Below are 16911 nucleotides of genomic sequence, written 5' to 3' on the forward strand. Positions count from 1 at the left end.
AGCCATTAGATTTTCATGGGAGGAATGAAAGTGAAACATTGGATTATGGGCGCTGTCGCCGCCGCCGGGCTTGCCGTGGCTCCGATTTCCGCGATGGCCGAGACCATCCGCGTCACGCTGCAACTGCCGGAAACCCATTCGCTCGGCCAGAACTGGAACGAATTTGCCAGCATCATCGGCGAGAAATCGGGCGGCGCGCTCGAGGTGCAGCTGTTCCCGTCGGCGCAGCTCTTCAAGGACAAGGAAGTGCCGGGCGCCGTGGGCAGCGGTGCGGTTGAGGCGGGGTCCGCCTTTATCGGGCGCTTTGCCGGGTCGGTTCCGGCGGTGGACGTGGTGTCGATCCCCTTCATCTTCTCAAACGAGGCGCATATTCGGGCCGCCGTGGCCCCCGGGTCGGCGCTGCGTCAGACCATCGATGAGGCGATCCTCAAAGAGACCAACAACCGCGTGCTCTGGTGGCAGGCCTATGGCCGCAACATCTATCTCAACAATGGCTCGGCCATCACCGTGCCCGCCGATCTTGAGGGCAAGAAGGTGCGGACCTATGGCAAGGTGCATGGCTGGACCGTGCAGGCGCTGGGCGGCGCGCCGACGCTGATGTCGGGCTCGAAGCAGTTCCTCGCCTATCAGCAGGGCGCGGTCGATGTCGGCATGACCGGCTCGTCCGGGGTCAAGTCGCGCAAGCTCTACGAGGTGATGGATCACATGACCCTGACCTTTGACAGCGCGATCGAATTCGTGGCCGTGATCAACAATGACTTCTACGAGGCCCTGTCGGATGAGCATAAGGCGATCATCGACGAGGCGGCGCGTGAGGTTGAGCAAAAGCTGCGCGACCAGATCTACAAGGAAGAGGCCGAGACCATCGAAGAGATGAAGGCCCATATGACCGTGGTGGAGCTCTCGGAAGAGCAGCGCGGCGAATGGGTCGCGGCCACTGCCAGCGTGGTGGATCGCTTTGTCGAGGAAACCGGCGAGACCGGCAAAGCCGCGGTCGACGCCGTCAAGGCCGCCGACGCGCAATAAGCCCGCGTGACGCGACAAGAGGGAAAGCGCGAACCGCGCTTTCCCTCGCCGCATTATTTCAGCGACCAAGACCAATTATCACGGGGGACGTGGGATGATTGTCCGCGCGATTGACGCGATTTCCGAGGCGACCGGCAAGCTCAGCGCCTGGTGTCTCTTTGCCATCGGCTTTTTCATCACCTTCGAGATCGTGATGCGCTATGTGTTCAACGCGCCGACGGTCTGGGTCGACGAGATCAGCCGCGTTCTGCAGGTCTGGGTCGTCTATCTCGGCGTGGCCTATGTTCTCAAACATCGCGAGATGGTGACGATCGAGATCATCCTGAGCAACCCCGACACGATCTGGCGCAAGCTGGCCGAGAGCTTTGCCATTCTGGTGCTGTTCATCTTCGCCGGGACCGCCTGTTATTTCGGCTTTCAAATCTGGCTCAAGGCGACGCTGGCGGGCCATACGACCGACACCTATCTCGCACCGCCCAAGATGATCACCCATGCGCCGGTCTGGGTCGGCAGCGTGCTGCTCATGCTGCAGGGCGGGGTGCAGCTTTACCGGGTCTGGACCGAGGGTCTGCCCGAAGATGATATTCTGGAAGGGCAGCACTGATGGAAGCGGTTTTCATTCTGGTGGCGCTGATGGCGCTGCTTTTGCTGCGCACGCCGGTGGCGCTGGCGCTGGGCGGGCTGGGGGTGATCCTTCTGGCACTAAAGGGACTGCCGATGGTGGCGGTGCCGCAGCGGTTGCATGGCTCGATGGACAGTTTCGAGCTGCTCGCGGTGCCGATGTTCCTGTTGATGTCCAATGTGCTGCTCAAGGGCGGGGTTGGGCGCGATCTCTATGCGGCGGTGCAGAGCTGGGTCGGCCATTGGCCCGGCGGGCTTGGCGTGGCGACGATCCTGTCCTGCACGCTGTTTTCGGCGATCTCGGGCTCTTCCGTGGCGACGGCTGCGACCATCGGCACGGTGGCCATTCCCGAGATGTCGAGCCGCGGCTATGACCGGCGTTTCGTCTATGGGATGCTGGCGGCCGGTGGCACGCTTGGCATTCTCATTCCGCCGTCGATCCCTCTCATCCTCTATGGGGTGGTGACCGAAAGCTCGATCCCGACGCTGTTTCTGGCGGGTGTCGGGCCGGGGCTGTTCCTCGCGGGCTGTTTCATCGTCTATGGCGTGATCTATTCGCGGTTTTCCACCGCCTATCAGCCGATGGCCAAGGCGACCTGGGGCGAACGGATGCGCGCCACCGGTCTGGCGCTGCCCACGGTGGCGCTGGCGGTGGCCATCGTCGGCTCGATCTATACCGGCATCGCCACCCCGTCAGAGAGCGCCGGGCTTGGCTTTGTTCTGGCGCTGATCATCACCTTTGCCATGGGGCGGATGGATTGGCCCAAGCTGCGCGAGGCGGTCGAAGGCTCGCTCAAGACCTCGGTGATGGTGCTGATCATCGTGGCCGGGGCCAAGGTGTTTTCCTATGCGATCACGCTCTATCTCATTCCGCAGTCGATCAGCGCGTTTCTGACCGAGAACATCTCGCAGCCGGGGCTCTTCATCCTCGCGGTCGGGGTGGTCCTGCTGATCATGGGGTTCTTCCTCGAATCGCTGTCGATGCTGCTCATCATGGTGCCGGTACTGCTGCCGGCGGTGCTCAACACCGGGATCGATCCGATCTGGTTCGGCATCTTCTTTGTGGTGCTGATCGAGACCGCGCTCATCACGCCGCCGGTGGGGATGAACCTCTTTGTCATTCAGGCGGTGGCCCGGGCGCGGCTGCAGGAGGTGGCGCAGGGTGCGTTGCCTTTCGCGGGGATCATGCTCTGTGTTGCGGTGCTCTTGTGGTTCTGGCCGGCGCTGGCGCTCTATATTCCTTATGAGGTGGCTCGATGACGACGACATTTCCCAACCCCCGCGCCGACCGTCTGCGCGAGCTTCTTGCCGGGGACGATCTCTTGCTGTCGCCTTGCTGCTATGATGCGCTCTCGGCGCGGATGATCGAGCAGGCCGGGTTCGAGATGAGCTTTATGTCGGGCTTTGCCGCCTCGGCCTCGCGCATCGGGATGCCCGATCTGGGGCTCATGTCCTATGGCGAGGTTCTCGATCATACGCGCAATATCGCGGAGGCGACGCGGCTGCCGTTCGTGGCCGATGGCGACACCGGCTATGGCAATGCGATGAATGTGATCCGCACGGTCAAGGGGCTTGGCCGGGCTGGGGCGGCGGCGGTGATGATCGAGGATCAGGTGGCGCCGAAACGCTGTGGCCATACGCCGGGCAAGGCGGTGGTGTCGCGCGACCTGGCTTATGACCGCATTCGCGCCGCGGTCGACGCGCGCCAGGAGCAGGATGTTCTCATCCTCGCGCGGACCGATGCGCGCCATGATCATGGGCTCGGCGAGGCGATGGAGCGGGCGGCGATGTTCCACGAGCTTGGCGCCGATATCATTTTCGTCGAGGCGCCGCAGTCCGAGGCCGAGATGCGCCGCATCTGTGACGAGCTGCCGGGGCCGCAGATGGCCAATATGCTCGAAGGGGGGGCGACGCCGATCCTGCCCCATGCCGAGCTGCGCGACATCGGGTTCCGGATCGCGGCCTATCCTCTGACGCTCTTGTCGGCGGTGATGGCAACGGCGGTCGAGACGCTGGCGGCGCTGCGCGAGGACCGGGTCGAGACCGGGCGGCTCATGGAGTTTGGCGAGCTGCGCGACCGGATCGGGTTCAACGACTACTACACCCGTGCTGACCGCTACGAGAGCTGACCGGGAGGCCGGCGAGCGGCACGGCGACCGCGCCGGGCTTGGCATTCTGCTGATGCTGGTGGCGGCGGTGTTTGCCACCTCGCTCTCGGCCTCGGCCAAGTGGCTCTTGACCGAGCTGGCCTGGCCCGCGCTGCAGGTGGTGGCGCTGCGCTATGCGGTGCATTTCGCCATGGCCTGCGCGATTTTCCTGCCCAAACAAGGCGTTGCGGTGTTTCGCGCCAATGCGCCGGGGCGGCTCTTGCTGCGGTCCTTGGTGCTGATCCTCGCGACCTTGTTCAATTTCCTGGCGCTACAGCATCTGCCGCTGACCCTCACCACGGTGATCCTATTCGCCGGGCCGATCCTCATCACGGTTCTGTCGGTGCCGATGCTGGGCGAGCGCATTGGCGCGCATCGGCTGGTGGCGGTGCTTGTGGGGTTTTGCGGGGTGCTGGTGGTGATCCAGCCCGGGGGCGTGGGGTTTGATCCGGCGGTGCTCTACTCCGTCGGGTCGATGGGCTTTGCCTCGCTCTACTACATCCTCACGCGGATGCTGGCGGGGGTGGACAGCAACGCCTCGATCCAGCTCTGGTCCTCGGGGCTGGCGAGCGTGGTCTTTCTGCCGCTGAGCCTTGGCACCTGGGTCTGGCCCGAGAGCGGTACGGCGCTGGCGGTGGTGCTCTTCATGGGGGTCTGTGGCGGGCTCAGCCATATCGCCAGCACCGGCGCGCATCAGCTGGCGCGGGCCTCGATGCTCGCCCCGTTCACCTATGCGCAGATCGTCACGGCGAGCGCGGCGGGATATCTGCTCTTTGGCGAGCGACCGGGGGCTGCGACGCTCGTGGGCTGCGCCATCATTATCGGCTCAGGCCTTTACCTCTGGTGGCGCGAGACGCGGCTCAGCTGACCTCGATCCAGCTCGTCATGCCAGAGGCCGCATGGCCCAGCATGTGACAATGAAAAAGCCATTTGCCCGGGTTGTCGGCCATGAAGGCGACCGAACGCCGCTCGCCGCGCTGCATGAGGATCGTGTCGCGCATCGGGCCAAAGCTGCCATCAGCCAGCATCTCGCGGAAATGCATCCCGTGCAGATGCATCGCATGCGGGAAGGCGGTGCGATTGTCGAGGTCGAGCTGCACGGTTTCGCCCCGCGCAATCTCGGCCAGCGGTGCGTCAGACAGGCCAACGATGCCGCCCAGCGCCCAGAACTGATTGGCGGCGACTAGATCGCCCATGCCCTGTTCGCGGCCCTGATATTGCGCCGCGCGCAGCCCGCCCATGGCGCCGCCCTCGATCGGCATGGCAAGACGGCGGGCCCCGGCCAGCCCGGTCACCTCCATCGCCGGGTTGGGCGGCAGGGCTGCGGGCGCATCGCGGCGCGCGAGGCTCGCCCGGCCGGTGACGGCAAAGGCCACCTGCGACAGACCGCCCTCGCGGGTGAATTGCACCAGATCGGCGGTCTCGCCCTCGGCGGCCAGGACATCGACAAAGAGATCGGCGCGTTGGCCGGGGCCGAGCGCGAGCGGCTCTGTTGCGGGCAGGGGCGTGGCGAGCGGCATGCCGTCGAGCGCCATCACCCAGCCCTCGAGCCCCGAAAGCCCGAGCGTGAAGACCCGCGCATTGGCGGCGTTGATCAGCCGCAGCCGCAGCCGCGCGTGCTGTTGCACCTCGCGGCGCAGGGCGAACTGGCCATTGGTCACGATGAGATTGCCAAGCCGCCCGGCATGGCTGCGATCATGCGGGGCCTCGAAATCGGGATCGAACTGCGCCGTCTCCGGATCGAGCAGGAGATCGTCGAGCACCAGAACCTCTTCGCCATCGACCTGCGGCGGCTCGGGTTCCTCGATGATGAGCGGCCCGTAGAGACCGCGCGCCACCTGCTCGAAGGACCGGGTATGGGCGTGATACCAATAGGTGCCGGCATCGGGCGGGGTGAACTCATAGGTGAATTGCGCGCCGGGCGCGACGGCCTCCTGGGTGAGGCCTGCCACCCCGTCCATCGCATTATGGAGCCGAATCCCGTGCCAATGGATCGTGCTTGGCTCCGGCAGGCCATTGTCGAAGACGCGGCGCAGGGGCGCGCCCTGACGAAGGCGGATTTCCGTGCCGGGCAGCGTGCCGCCATAGGCCCAGATTTCGGTCTCGGGGTAGGGGCTGGGGGCGATCTGTGCCCTCACCGGCGCGGCGCGCAGGATGTCGGTCGCGCTGGCAAAGGCCCGTGGGGACAGGGCACTGAGTGCGGCCGTGGCGGCGAGCCCATGGCTCAGAAACTGGCGGCGGTCGATCATCATGGCTCCTCCTCGCTCGCGCGATCATCGCGCAAATCGCGCGCGCCGGGAAGGCGGCATGGCGGGGGCGTGGCGGATTGACGCCATGGCACTCGCGGCGAAGCGTGAAGAGCCTGCGTGGCTAGGGGCTCTGCCCCCGGCCTTGCGGCCTCCCCCGGGATATTTTCGGCCAAAAGAAGCACCGGGGGACAGTTGATTGTTTCTTCTGGCGGGAAATATCCCGGGGGTCGAGGGGGCAGAGCCCCCTCGGGGGTCCCAATCAGTCGCGTGTGCCGGAGAAGCGCGTCTGCCAGTCTTCGCGGGCCTCGTCGGTGATCTTGGCAAAGAGCACGTCGGGCACGGTGAAGCCATGCCCCGGCGCGAGGGTCTCGAGCGCGGCACCCACATCTTCGGGCCATTGGTCGTCCTCGGTCTGCATCGATTTGAGCATCGCGGCGCTGGCGTCGGGGATGAAGGGTGCGCTCAGCACCGCGTAGAGGCGGATGAGATTAAGGGCGAGACGGACTTGGGCCGCAGCCTTTTCGGGATCGTCCTTGAACGTGGCCCAGGGGGCTGCGGATTGCAGGTATTCATTGCCCGCGACCCAGATGGCGCGCAGCTCATTGGCGGATTTGCGCACTTCCATCGCCTCCATATGGCCCTCATAGGCGCGGATGCGGGTGGTCAGCGTCTCGATGAGCGCGGTCTCTTCCGCGCCGAATGCGCCGCCTGCGGGCACCTCTTCGCCGAATTTCGAGCGGCAGAACTTGGTCACCCGGCTGACGAAATTGCCGAGCACATCGGCGAGATCCTTGTTCACCGAGGCCTGGAAGTTTTCCCAGGTAAACTCGCTGTCCGAGCTTTCGGGCGCGTGGCTCAGCAGCCACCAGCGCCAGTAATCGGCGGGCAGGATGTCGAGCGCCTGATCCATGAAGACGCCGCGGCCCTGGCTCGTCGAGAACTGGCCGCCGTCGTAGTTCAGGTAGTTGAAGCTCTTGATGTAATCGACGAGTTTCCACGGCTCGCCCGAGCCGAGGATCGTGGCCGGAAAGCTCAGCGTGTGGAAGGGGACGTTATCCTTGCCCATGAACTGGGTATAGGTCACGTCCTCGGCGCCCTTGTCGGTGCGCCACCAGCGTTCCCAATCGTCGCCCTTGCCGGCATCGACCCATTCCTGCGAGCAGGCGATATATTCGATGGGCGCGTCGAACCAGACGTAGAAGACCTTGCCTTCCATGCCGGGCCAGTCGGCCTCGCCCTTCTTGACGGGCACGCCCCAGTCGAGATCGCGGGTGATGCCGCGGTCCTGCAGCCCGTCGCCATCATTGAGCCATTTGCGGGCGATGGAGGTGGTCAGGATGGGCCAGTCTTTCTTGGCGTCGATCCAGGCGTTGAGCTCGTCGCGCATCGAGGATTGGCGCAGGTAGAGGTGGCGGGTTTCGCGCACTTCGAGGTCGGTCGAGCCGGAGACCGCCGAGCGCGGTTCAATGAGGTCGGTCGGGTCGAGCTGCTTGGTGCAGTTTTCGCATTGGTCGCCCCGGGCCTTGTCGTAGCCGCAATTGGGGCAGGTGCCCTCGATATAGCGGTCGGGGAGGAAGCGGCCGTCGGCGTTGGAATAGACCTGTTTTTCCGAGACCTCCTCGATCAGCCCGGCCTCGGCGAGGCGGCCTGCGAAATGCTGGGTCAGCCGGTGGTTCTGCGGGCTCGACGAGCGGCCGAAATGATCAAAGCTCAGGCGGAAGCCCTTGGCGATCTCGGCCTGAATGTCATGCATCTCGGCGCAATATTGTTCGACCGGCTTGCCGGCTTTGGCGGCGGCCAGCTCTGCCGGGGTGCCATGTTCGTCGGTGGCGCAGAGAAACAGCACCTCCTGGCCGCGGCCGCGCAGGTAGCGCGCGAAGAGATCGGCGGGCAATTGGCTGCCCACGAGATTGCCGAGGTGTTTGATCCCGTTGATATACGGGATGGCGGAGGTGATGAGATGGCGTGCCATTGGGTTCTGTCCTGCCTCGCGGTTCGTTGCGCCCCGTTTAGCGCAAGGGGCGCGGCTGTGCCAGAGGGGTCAGGGCCCGTTTCTGTCGCGGCTCTGGCCGGTGAGGCGGCCGATGATGAAACTGGTGCGCGGCGACCAGACATAGCGGGTGCGCCGATGCCGTGTCGGGCGGGCGCGCATCCGCCAGAGGCCAAAGATGATGAGCCCGGCGTGGCCGGTGGCGATCATCGAGAACATCGCGCCGGGGCCGTAGGCCTCGATCAGCTCTGACGCGAGATAGGGCGCGGCGATGGCGCCCAGCGCGTAGAAGAACATCAGCGCAGCCGAGAGTTCGACCCGCTGATCGGAGGTCGCGAAATCATTGGCATGGGCCGCCGAGACCGAGAAGATCGGAAAGGAAAACAGGCCAAAGGCAAAGGCCGCGAGCATCGCGCCGCTGGTGCTCAGCGTGGGCATGAGCGCGGTGATGATGCAGCAGATGATCGCCCCGATGGACAGCCCGATGAGCACATGGCGGCGGTCGTATTTGTCCGAAAGCAGGCCCGCGGGATATTGCGCCAGCGCGCCGCCGAGCACGAAGCTGGCGAGAAACCAGGCGATCTGATCGGTGGCGAGCCCGACCTGTTGGCCATAGACCGGGCCGACCATGCGGAAGGCGGCGCTCGACAGGGCGGCGACGACCACACCGGCGGCGGCAAGCGGCGAGCAGTGGATCGCGAGCATCGGGCGCAGGCGCGGCGCGTGGGGGATTTCGGGCTGGCGCACGCGGGTCATGGTGAGCGGCAAGAGCGAGGCGCAGCAGAGGATCGCGAGGATGTTGTAGGAGACGTAACTCGCGGGATCCAATACGGAAATCAGCATCTGCGCCACCAAAGACGCGCCCATGTCCACCACCCGGTAGATGCCCATGGTGCGGCCGCGCGTCTCGTTGGTGAGCTTGGTGTTGAGCCAGCTTTCGATGACCGTGTAACAGCCCGCCACACAGAGCCCCGTCGCCACCCGCATCAGCGCCCAGGCATAGGGGTCAATAAAGAGCATATGCGCCAGAAGGCCGATCGCCCCGGCCGCCGTCAGCACCGCGAAGGCGCGCGAATGGCCGACCGAGCCCATCAGCCGGGGCGCCCACCAGCAGCCGATGAAAAAGCCGAAGAAATGCGCCGAGCCGAGGATGCCGATCTGTTCGGTGGAGAAGTTGAGCGCAATGCCGGAGAGGGCGTCGAGCGGGCCGACACCACCGGAGGAGAGCTGAAGCAGGGCGACAGACAGGAAAAGGGAGGCGAATGAAATCAAGGTGCGCATGTCGGGGCCACCTTGGCAGGGACGCGAAAGGGTGCAAGCCCCTATTCGACAAACTTGCGTCGTTTTCCGCCCCGATGTCCGGCCCGGCCCTTCCATCCGCGGCAGATCGCGCTAGGGTCCGGCCCAGAGAATGACATGCGAGACGAGGGTAGTGATGCAACGACGCAAACTGGGACGCACGGGGATCGAGGTGAGCGCGCTCTGTCTCGGGACGATGACATTTGGCCGGCAAACCCCTGCAAAAGAAGGCCATGCGCAGCTTGACCGGGCGCTGGAGGCGGGGATCGATTTCATTGATACGGCCGAGATGTACCCGGTCAATCCGGTGCTTCCCGAGGACACGGGCGTGACCGAGAGCATCGTCGGCGACTGGATCGCGGCCTCGGGCAAGCGGCAGGAGATCGTGCTCGCCACCAAGCATTCCGGCGCGGGGTTCAAGGGGGCGCGGGACGGGGCGTTGATTTCATCGCAGACCATCCCGGAGGCCATCGAGGGATCGCTCAAGCGGCTCAAGACCGATGTGATCGACCTCTATCAGTTTCACTGGCCGAACCGGGGCAGCTACATGTTCCGGCAGAACTGGAGCTATGCGCCCTGGGAGCAGGACCGCGAGACCACGCGGGCGCATATGGAGGATGCGCTGGGCGCGCTCGGGCGCGAGGTCGAGCGCGGCACGATCCGCGCCTTTGGCCTGTCGAACGAGAGCACCTGGGGCACGGCGGAATGGCTGCGCATCGCCAAGGAAACAAAGGGTCCGAGGGTCGCCAGCATCCAGAATGAATATTCGCTTCTGTGTCGGATGGCGGATACCGATCTGGCCGAGTTGATGGTCAATGAGGACGTGTCTTTGCTGCCGTTTTCGCCGCTGGGCGCGGGGTTTCTGACCGGGAAATATCAGGCCGGTGCGGTACCCGATGGCTCGCGCATGTCGGTCAATGAGACGATGGGCGGGCGCAAGTCGGAGCGGGTGTTTGCCGCCGTTGACGCCTATCTTGCGCTGGCCCGCGAGCATGATCTCGACCCGGTGCATATGGCGCTGGCCTGGACGGTGCAGCGGCCTTTCGTGACCTCCTCGATCTTTGGCGCGACGCGGCTCGAGCAGCTCGAACATGTGATCGCGGGGATGGATCTGACGCTCTCGCAAGAGGTGCTGAGCGCGCTCGACGAGGTGCATAAGCAGCATCCGATGCCCTATTGAGACGGGTGAAATCGGCAGGTCGGCAGCACGTCGGTATTGCGTCGGTAAAGCGACAGTGGGGGTTTTGCGGGGTTTTGGCCCTGCTTAGTCCCCGCCAAGACCCCGCATAGTTCCCGATCTCGCGCCGGTCAGGCCGCGCCCGGCGGGGCGGCGGCGGCGCGTTTGCGGCGGGGCTGGGCGAACATGACGACATTGCCCAAAAGCGCGAGACCGGCGCCAAGCATGGCGGTGGGCGTCCAGACATAGCCTTCGAAGACGGTCGAGACGGCGAGGGCCACGATGGGGAACATGACGGTGGCATAGCCCGCCTGCGCCGAGCCGATCTGCGACACCAGCATCAGATAGGTGGTGAAGCCGATCACCGAGGCGAAGACCGCCAGATAGAGGAGCGCCGCGAGATAGACCGGGCTTTGCGGGAGGGTGAGGGTCTGGCCGGTGGCGAGGGCGAGGCCCAAAAGCACCAGTGCGCCGATGCCCATGCCCCAGGCATTGGCGATGATCGGCGGCGTGCCCGCAGCGCTGTTGCGGCGCGAGGCCATGTTGCCCCAGGAAAAGATCATCGTGCCGAGCGCCGCCCAGCCCAGACCGCGCAGCGTGTCGGGATCGAAGGAGATGGCGAGCCCCTCCCAGAACAGCAAGACGAGACCGGTGACGCCGATGCCGCCGGCGAGCAGCACCCGCGCGGTGATCCTCTCGCCAAAGAAGAGCCGCGCATTGAGCGCGTTGAAGATCGAGGCCAGGGAAAACACCACCGACAAAAGCCCCGAGGGGATGAGCATTGCGGCATTGTAGAGCGCGATGAAATTGAGGCTGAAGAGGCAAAGCGCCTGTAGCGCGACAAAGCGCCATTGCGCGGGGCGTCTGAGACGGCCCATCGCGGCCAGCCCCAAAAGCAGCAGCACCGCCGCCAGCGCGATGCGGTAGAGCACCGAGACGCCGACCGGCACCGGGCCGATCTGGAGCGCGATGCCGATCCAGCTGGTGCCCCAGATGAAAACGGTGATGAGAAACAAAAGCGTGCTGTTCATGGGTGGGGCCTCCTGCGAGGGCGGTATCAGGCGGCGGCGGGCGGCGCTTGCACGATCTTGCGGTTATCGCCGGGCGGGGCGATTTGGCGGCTTTGGTCGGGGCGAAGATAGCGCTAGATTGGCGGCATGGGACACACGGTATCAGAGTATCTTGAACGATCGCCGACGGCACGGGCGCGGGCGCGGCTCGATCTTGGGGCCGGGCGGGCGGTGACGATTTGGGAAAACCACAATGACCGGGTGTTCTATGACAGTCCCGAGGGCCATGCGTTCAGCCTCTATCTCAAGGGGGGCACCGGGACGCGGCGGCTCGATGCCGGGGGGATCGCGGGCTGGCCCGGGGCGATTTGCGTCTTGCCGGAGGGGCAGAGTTCGGACTGGGAGATCACGCGGCCGTTCCGGTTTTTGCATCTGGTGCTGCCGGATGCGGCGTTACGGGCCGGGTTCTCGCGCATTCACGACCGGGACGCGCGCTATTTCGATCTGCCGGAGCTGATGTATGCGGCGTCGCCGGACCTATCGGAGCCCTTGCTGCGGCTGGCGCAGGCGGCGGTGGCGGCGGATGCGCTGGCCGGGGATGAGGCGATGGCCGATCTGATCCAGCGCCTGCCCGAGCGCCGTGTCTCGTTGCGCGGCGGGCTCACCTCGCGGCAGCTTGGCCGGGCGGAGGAGTGGATCGCGGCGCATCTCGATGGGCCGATCCGGCTGGCGGATCTGGCCGAGGCGGCGGGGCTCTCGGAATATCATTTTCACCGGATGTTTCGGGCCTCGCGCGGCACCTCGCCGCATAAATGGGTCACCATGCGGCGGGTCGAGGCGGCGAAGGCGCGGCTGCGTGGAGCGGGCAGCATTGCCGAGGTCGCGAGCGCCTGCGGCTTTGCATGTCAGAGCCATCTCACCCGCGTCTTCAAGGCCGAGACCAGCGTGACGCCGGCGCTCTACCGGCGGTCCCTGATGGGGCGCGACGGCTAGCCCGCCATCAGGCGGCGCAGATGGGCGGGGAATTCGCGGGCGGTGACCTGGGCCTCGCGCACCAGATGGTCGACATGATCGGTGAGGGCGCGGACCCGTTCGCGGTCGCGAAAGACCATGTAGGATTGGCCGATATAGATCACCGCGAGCAGCGGGCCGAAGATGGTGACCGGGGCGGAATAGATCTGGCGCGCGTCAAAGAGCGTGAGGCGGACGCGCGGGTAGAGCTGTTCGGCGGTCTGGGCGAGATACTCGGCCTGCGCGGCCCGGATGTCGGCGGGGAGCGTGGCGTAATAGCCTTCGCTGCGGGCGAAGGAATAGAGTTCGAACATCGGCAGGGCGATCTCATAATCCGATTGGGTGCGGCGCGCCCAGTCGAGCCGGTCCTCGGAGGCGGCGACGGCCTGATCGATGCTGCGGCCCAGATGCGGGGCGTATTCCCATTCGAGCATCTCGCGGGTCTTGAGCAGGTCGGGCAGGCCGGCGGGGACGTGGCGGATCTTGTAGCCCTCGGCCTCTTCGTGCCAGCGAAAGATCTGATCATCGGCATGCGAGCGGCGGGCCTCGGTCAGGGTGACCGATTGCGCCAGCACCGCCGCCGCCGTTTCCGACCGGTCGGTGAGCCCCAGGAGCCAATCCGCCGAGACCCCGAGCACCGCCGCGCATTCGCCCACCACCTGCGCATTGGGCAGCCGGGCACCATCGCTGCCCAAGAGCTGCGACACGGTGGAGCGATCGACGCCGATACGCCGGGCGAGCGCGGTTTGCGACAGGCCTTCGCGGCGCAGCGCCTCGGCGAGACGGGTGCGAAACAGCCGGGCGCGATCACGTTTGTCGATTTTATCAATCATGTGTTGAGTTTTATCACATATCGCGGGCTTTGTTAACTGTTTCCCGACTGCCCAGCGCAAAATCGGCGCGGTATCAAGGAGTTGGGACAGATATGAGGACAAAGATGGAGACGCGTCGCCGGACCCTGGTCAAGGCAGTGTTATGGCAAGTGCTGGGGCTACTATCCATGGCCCTTGTTGGGTTTTACCTAACCGGATCGGCGGCAATGGGCAGTATGATTGCCTTAGTGAACACGAGTATCGGGTTTGCTGTCTATGTGCTCTATGAACGTGTCTGGGCGCGGATTTCTTGGGGACGGGAACATGGGTAGTCGCGCGCCATCCCTGACGAGACGGCGGGCGGTCGAATGGCCGACGCTTGCGGTGCTGGCGGGCTGTTATGCGGCCTGGGGGCTGTGCCTCTTTGGGCTGGCGGGGGTTCATCCGGCGCTGGCGATGCTGGCGCTGGTGCCGGTGCTGGCGCTGCACAGTTCGCTCAGCCATGAGGCGCTGCACGGGCATCCGACGCGGCATCCGGTGATCAACGCGGCGCTGCTCTTTCCCTGTCTGGGGCTCTTCATTCCCTATCTGAGGTTCAAGGCGCAACATCTTGAACATCATCGCGATTCCATTCTGACCGATCCCTATGACGATCCGGAATCGAATTTCCTCGACCCGAAAGTCTGGGCGCGGTTGCCGGGCTGGTTCCGGGCGCTCCTGCGGTTCAACAACACGCTTTTGGGGCGGATCGTGATCGGGCCGGTGCTGGGACAGATCGCCTTTGTGCAGGGCGACTGGCGGCTGATCCGGGCCGGGGACCGTGGGGTGATGGCGGCCTGGGCGCTGCATCTCGTGGCGGTGCTGCCGGTGCTGTGGCTCGTGGCGCTGTCGCCGCTGCCGCTCTGGGCCTATCTGCTGGCCTGCTATGGCGCGCTTGCGGTGCTCAAGATCCGGACCTTTCTCGAGCATCGGGCGCATGAGCGGGCGCGGGGGCGGACCGTGGTGATCGAGGATCGCGGCATTCTGGCCTTTCTCTTTCTCAACAACAATTTCCACGTGGTGCATCACATGCATCCCAAAGCGCCGTGGTATGAGCTTCCGGGGCTTTATGCGCGCAACCGAGCGCATTACCTGCGGCGCAACGAGGGCTATCGCTATCGCTCTTATGGCGAGGTGTTCCGGGCGCATTTCCTGCGCGCCAAGGACCCGGTGCCGCATCCGTTCCTGCCGAGCGAGTAACGCCGCCCCTAAAGTGCCACCTGTCACAAGGCGCTGGTCTTGGCCCGGGAATGCGGGCAAGAGGGCGGCATGGAATTCTGGATCCTCCTCGCAATCGCCGCTGCCGCGTTTCAGACGCTGCGGTTCATGGTGCAAAAACGGCTCAGCATGGGGGCGCTGTCGGCGGGCGGCGCCACTTGGGCGCGGTTCGTTTATGCGGCGCCCTTCGCCTTGGTGCTGGCGGCCAGCTATGCGGTGATGATCGGCTGGCGGCCGGCGGGGATGGGGCCGCTGTTCTGGGCCTATGCGCTCACCGGTGGGCTGGCGCAGATCCTTGCCACATGGTGTGTCGTGGCGCTGTTTGCGCGGCGCAATTTCGCGGTGGGCATCACCTTCAAGAAGACCGAAGTGATCCAAACCGCGCTTGTCGGGTTTATCGTGCTGGGCGACCGGATCAGCCTTTGGGCGCTGGCGGCGATCCTTCTGGGGCTGATCGGGGTGCTTGTCCTGTCGGACGGGGTGGCCACGGGCGGGCGCGGCTGGCGACGCTTTGCCAACCGCTCGGCGGCGCTGGGGCTCACCTCGGGGGCGTTTTTCGCGATCTCGGCGGTGGGCTATCGCGGTGCGACGCTTGAGATTGCCTCGGACGATGCGCTCATGCGGGCGGCGATGACGCTGGCGATGGTGACCTCGGCGCAGACGCTGGGGCTTGGCGCTTGGCTCGGCTGGCGCGAACCGGGGGAGATCGCCCGCGTCTGGCGCGCCCGGCGGCAGGCGGTCTGGATGGGGGTGATGGGGCTCGGCGGCAGCCTGTGCTGGTTCACCGCCTTCACCTTGCAAAACGCGGCGATGGTGTTTGCGGTGGGGCAGGTCGAGGTGATCTTCTCGATGCTGGTCTCGGTGGCGGTGTTTCGCGAGCGGATCAGCGGGCGCGAGATGCTCGGCATTGCGCTGTTGACCGCGAGCATTCTGGCGCTGGTGGTGTTTGGCTGATCAGTCAGCAGCTCTGGGCGCATGGCCGCGCAGGCGCAGAAAGAGGCTTTCCTCGTCATCATTGCGAAAGAAGGGCACCGAGGCGGGGGGGCCGCCGCGCTTGGCGTGATCGGCGAGCTCTGCCAGCACCACCTCGGTGATGAAGGGCAGGTCGAACTCGCGGGCGCGGGCGAGCGGCACCCATTGCAGATGGCTCAGCTCGTCGCAGGCCTGCGAGAAATCATCAGGATCGCTTTGCAGCTCATCGGCATCCAGCAGAAAGAACCGCGCGTCAAAGCGGCGCGGGCGGCCCGGCGGGGTGATGGCGCGAAAGAAGAATTGCAGCGCATGGGCGGTGGGCAGATGGCCGGTGGCGGCGTAGCTCTGCCAATCCTCGGGCGGGGTGCCGTCCCAAGTGCCGGGCGTGCCGAGGATCTGGCCGGTCTCTTCCCAGAGCTCACGGATCGCGGTCACGGCGAGCGCATGGCTCAGATCATCGTCGCAATCCTCGCCGAGACGGGTGGCGCAGAGCCCGGGCAGCGGGCGCACCAGCGGGATATCGGCATCCTCGCGATCGACGGCGCCGCCGGGAAAGACGAATTTATTGGGCATGAAGGCGGCCTTGGCGCCGCGCTGCCCCATCAGCACCTGCGGATCGCCCAGCCGGTCGCGCAGCACGATCACGGTGGCGGCGTGGCGGATGGCGGTCTTGTCGATACTCATGGCGGCGCCCTTTGTTTGGTTGTGGTCCCGGTTCGGGCCATGGCTGTGACGGCGGGCGGGCCGGGGGCGCGGGCCTAGTCTGCCGTGCCGAACCCATGCATCCGCCGCGCCCATTGGAACGCCACGACGGCGCCCTTGAGCCTCGGCAGAAGGTAGAGCGAAAGCCCGACGCAGCCAATGGTGAATGTGGTCGCCAGCACCAGCGGATCGGGGCGGAAATTCACGAACATCACATGCAGGAGCGGCGCCATCAGGTGACCGACGATCAGGATGGTCAGATAGGCCGGGCCATCATCGGCGCGGTGATGCGAGAGGTCCTGCTGACAGACGGTGCAGGTGTCGCGCACCTTGAGATAGCTCTTGAGCATCGGGCCGGAGCCGCAATTGGGGCATTTGCGGCAAAAGCCGCGCCAGAGCGCCTGTTTCATGGGGCGGTCCTCGGCCAGTTCGGCGGTGGTCACGGTCTGATCAGTCATGGGGGTCCCGGGGGCTTCGCGTTGCGGCATGGGGGCAATGTGGCCCATTCGAGGGGCCGGGGAAAGGGGCGATGGGGCGCTTGCGGCGCCATGTCGCGCGACAGGTTGGCAGGGGGGTGTTGGGCGGGATTTGCCGGGAGTGAGGCCTGTTGAGGGGTCTGTGGTGAGGCGGGGGGGAAG

Annotated in this window: 17 protein-coding genes; 10 read left to right on the plus strand and 7 right to left on the minus strand. The window is 65.5% G+C overall.

All coding sequences use genetic code 11. The annotated features are described in order from the left end of the window. Nucleotides 1-24 precede the first annotated feature (24 nt). The 5 genes from dctP to ISM_RS11730 all read left to right on the plus strand — a co-directional run bounded on the left by dctP (nt 25) and on the right by ISM_RS11730 (nt 4662). Nucleotides 25-1026, plus strand: coding sequence for a TRAP transporter substrate-binding protein DctP (dctP, locus tag ISM_RS11710; protein WP_009814386.1), 1002 nt, complete (start codon nt 25-27; stop codon nt 1024-1026). A 94-nt stretch (nt 1027-1120) separates the two neighbouring features. After that, entirely contained in the window at nt 1121-1630 is a 510-nt protein-coding gene (locus tag ISM_RS11715) for a TRAP transporter small permease (RefSeq protein ID WP_009814387.1), read from the plus strand. Further along, nucleotides 1630-2907: a TRAP transporter large permease gene (locus ISM_RS11720; protein WP_009814388.1), complete on the plus strand. Its 1278-nt coding sequence runs from the start codon at nt 1630-1632 to the stop codon at nt 2905-2907. The genes ISM_RS11715 and ISM_RS11720 overlap by 1 nt, the downstream gene beginning before the upstream one ends. Beyond that, a complete protein-coding gene (locus tag ISM_RS11725) occupies nt 2904-3776 on the plus strand; it encodes an isocitrate lyase/PEP mutase family protein (RefSeq protein ID WP_009814389.1) in 873 nt (290 codons plus the stop codon). Before ISM_RS11720 ends, ISM_RS11725 begins: the two co-directional genes overlap by 4 nt. After that, nucleotides 3754-4662 carry a DMT family transporter gene (locus ISM_RS11730; protein WP_009814390.1) on the plus strand — a complete coding sequence of 303 codons (909 nt, stop codon included), beginning with the start codon at nt 3754-3756 and terminating at the stop codon, nt 4660-4662. Before ISM_RS11725 ends, ISM_RS11730 begins: the two co-directional genes overlap by 23 nt. Here the strand turns inward: ISM_RS11730 and ISM_RS11735 are convergent. The 3 genes from ISM_RS11735 to ISM_RS11745 all read right to left on the minus strand — a co-directional run bounded on the left by ISM_RS11735 (nt 4655) and on the right by ISM_RS11745 (nt 9314). Then, nucleotides 4655-6046 (minus strand): multicopper oxidase family protein, encoded by a 1392-nt coding sequence (locus ISM_RS11735; RefSeq protein ID WP_009814391.1) that lies wholly within the window; start codon nt 6044-6046, stop codon nt 4655-4657. The two genes, ISM_RS11730 and ISM_RS11735, sit on opposite strands and share 8 nt — an antisense overlap. A 256-nt stretch (nt 6047-6302) precedes the next feature. Further along, the gene (gene metG / locus ISM_RS11740) at nt 6303-8015 is read right to left on the minus strand and encodes a methionine--tRNA ligase (protein WP_009814392.1); all 1713 of its coding nucleotides are present in this window, start codon (nt 8013-8015) and stop codon (nt 6303-6305) included. A 69-nt stretch (nt 8016-8084) separates the two neighbouring features. Continuing rightward, on the minus strand, nt 8085-9314 hold the full coding sequence (locus ISM_RS11745) for an MFS transporter (protein WP_009814393.1): 1230 nt from the start codon (nt 9312-9314) through the stop codon (nt 8085-8087). A 154-nt stretch (nt 9315-9468) separates the two neighbouring features. Between ISM_RS11745 and ISM_RS11750 the strand changes: the two genes are divergently transcribed. Further along, entirely contained in the window at nt 9469-10512 is a 1044-nt protein-coding gene (locus ISM_RS11750; protein WP_009814394.1) for an aldo/keto reductase, read from the plus strand. 128 nt (nt 10513-10640) lie between these two features. Here the strand turns inward: ISM_RS11750 and ISM_RS11755 are convergent, their stop codons facing one another. Next, nucleotides 10641-11540 (minus strand): DMT family transporter, encoded by a 900-nt coding sequence (locus ISM_RS11755; protein WP_009814395.1) that lies wholly within the window; start codon nt 11538-11540, stop codon nt 10641-10643. Nucleotides 11541-11666: 126 nt separating this feature from the next. Between ISM_RS11755 and ISM_RS11760 the strand changes: the two genes are divergently transcribed. Next, nucleotides 11667-12512, plus strand: coding sequence for a helix-turn-helix domain-containing protein (locus ISM_RS11760; RefSeq protein WP_009814396.1), 846 nt, complete (start codon nt 11667-11669; stop codon nt 12510-12512). Here the strand turns inward: ISM_RS11760 and ISM_RS11765 are convergent. Further along, on the minus strand, nt 12509-13363 hold the full coding sequence (locus tag ISM_RS11765; RefSeq protein ID WP_009814397.1) for a helix-turn-helix domain-containing protein: 855 nt from the start codon (nt 13361-13363) through the stop codon (nt 12509-12511). The two genes, ISM_RS11760 and ISM_RS11765, sit on opposite strands and share 4 nt — an antisense overlap. Before the next feature lie 104 nt (nt 13364-13467). Between ISM_RS11765 and ISM_RS11770 the strand changes: the two genes are divergently transcribed. The 3 genes from ISM_RS11770 to ISM_RS11780 all read left to right on the plus strand — a co-directional run bounded on the left by ISM_RS11770 (nt 13468) and on the right by ISM_RS11780 (nt 15553). After that, entirely contained in the window at nt 13468-13674 is a 207-nt protein-coding gene (locus ISM_RS11770; protein WP_009814398.1) for a DUF2061 domain-containing protein, read from the plus strand. Continuing rightward, a complete protein-coding gene (locus ISM_RS11775) occupies nt 13667-14581 on the plus strand; it encodes a fatty acid desaturase (protein WP_009814399.1) in 915 nt (304 codons plus the stop codon). The genes ISM_RS11770 and ISM_RS11775 overlap by 8 nt, the downstream gene beginning before the upstream one ends. Nucleotides 14582-14650: 69 nt before the next feature. Next, on the plus strand, nt 14651-15553 hold the full coding sequence (locus ISM_RS11780) for a DMT family transporter (protein ID WP_009814400.1): 903 nt from the start codon (nt 14651-14653) through the stop codon (nt 15551-15553). Here the strand turns inward: ISM_RS11780 and ISM_RS11785 are convergent, their stop codons facing one another. Both ISM_RS11785 and ISM_RS11790 read right to left on the minus strand, forming a co-directional pair. Then, the gene (locus ISM_RS11785) at nt 15554-16255 is read right to left on the minus strand and encodes an NUDIX hydrolase (protein WP_009814401.1); all 702 of its coding nucleotides are present in this window, start codon (nt 16253-16255) and stop codon (nt 15554-15556) included. 74 nt (nt 16256-16329) lie between these two features. Further along, nucleotides 16330-16731 (minus strand): DUF983 domain-containing protein, encoded by a 402-nt coding sequence (locus ISM_RS11790; RefSeq protein ID WP_040618504.1) that lies wholly within the window; start codon nt 16729-16731, stop codon nt 16330-16332. Nucleotides 16732-16911: the final 180 nt, after the last annotated feature.

Source organism: Roseovarius nubinhibens ISM (assembly GCF_000152625.1).
Lineage (GTDB): Bacteria > Pseudomonadota > Alphaproteobacteria > Rhodobacterales > Rhodobacteraceae > Roseovarius > Roseovarius nubinhibens.

Bases quoted from the DNA above. Each gene is read 5' to 3' on its own strand.
- ISM_RS11715 (WP_009814387.1), top strand. From the start codon at position 1,121: ATGATTGTCCGCGCGATTGACGCGATTTCCGAGGCGACCGGCAAGCTC.
- ISM_RS11770 (WP_009814398.1), top strand. From the start codon at position 13,468: ATGGAGACGCGTCGCCGGACCCTGGTCAAGGCAGTGTTATGGCAAGTG.
- ISM_RS11720 (WP_009814388.1), top strand. From the start codon at position 1,630: ATGGAAGCGGTTTTCATTCTGGTGGCGCTGATGGCGCTGCTTTTGCTG.
- ISM_RS11775 (WP_009814399.1), top strand. From the start codon at position 13,667: ATGGGTAGTCGCGCGCCATCCCTGACGAGACGGCGGGCGGTCGAATGG.
- ISM_RS11735 (WP_009814391.1), bottom strand. From the start codon at position 6,046: ATGATGATCGACCGCCGCCAGTTTCTGAGCCATGGGCTCGCCGCCACG.
- ISM_RS11745 (WP_009814393.1), bottom strand. From the start codon at position 9,314: ATGCGCACCTTGATTTCATTCGCCTCCCTTTTCCTGTCTGTCGCCCTG.
- metG (WP_009814392.1), bottom strand. From the start codon at position 8,015: ATGGCACGCCATCTCATCACCTCCGCCATCCCGTATATCAACGGGATC.
- ISM_RS11765 (WP_009814397.1), bottom strand. From the start codon at position 13,363: ATGATTGATAAAATCGACAAACGTGATCGCGCCCGGCTGTTTCGCACC.
- ISM_RS11780 (WP_009814400.1), top strand. From the start codon at position 14,651: ATGGAATTCTGGATCCTCCTCGCAATCGCCGCTGCCGCGTTTCAGACG.
- ISM_RS11785 (WP_009814401.1), bottom strand. From the start codon at position 16,255: ATGAGTATCGACAAGACCGCCATCCGCCACGCCGCCACCGTGATCGTG.
- ISM_RS11755 (WP_009814395.1), bottom strand. From the start codon at position 11,540: ATGAACAGCACGCTTTTGTTTCTCATCACCGTTTTCATCTGGGGCACC.
- ISM_RS11760 (WP_009814396.1), top strand. From the start codon at position 11,667: ATGGGACACACGGTATCAGAGTATCTTGAACGATCGCCGACGGCACGG.
- ISM_RS11790 (WP_040618504.1), bottom strand. From the start codon at position 16,731: ATGACTGATCAGACCGTGACCACCGCCGAACTGGCCGAGGACCGCCCC.
- dctP (WP_009814386.1), top strand. From the start codon at position 25: ATGAAAGTGAAACATTGGATTATGGGCGCTGTCGCCGCCGCCGGGCTT.
- ISM_RS11725 (WP_009814389.1), top strand. From the start codon at position 2,904: ATGACGACGACATTTCCCAACCCCCGCGCCGACCGTCTGCGCGAGCTT.
- ISM_RS11750 (WP_009814394.1), top strand. From the start codon at position 9,469: ATGCAACGACGCAAACTGGGACGCACGGGGATCGAGGTGAGCGCGCTC.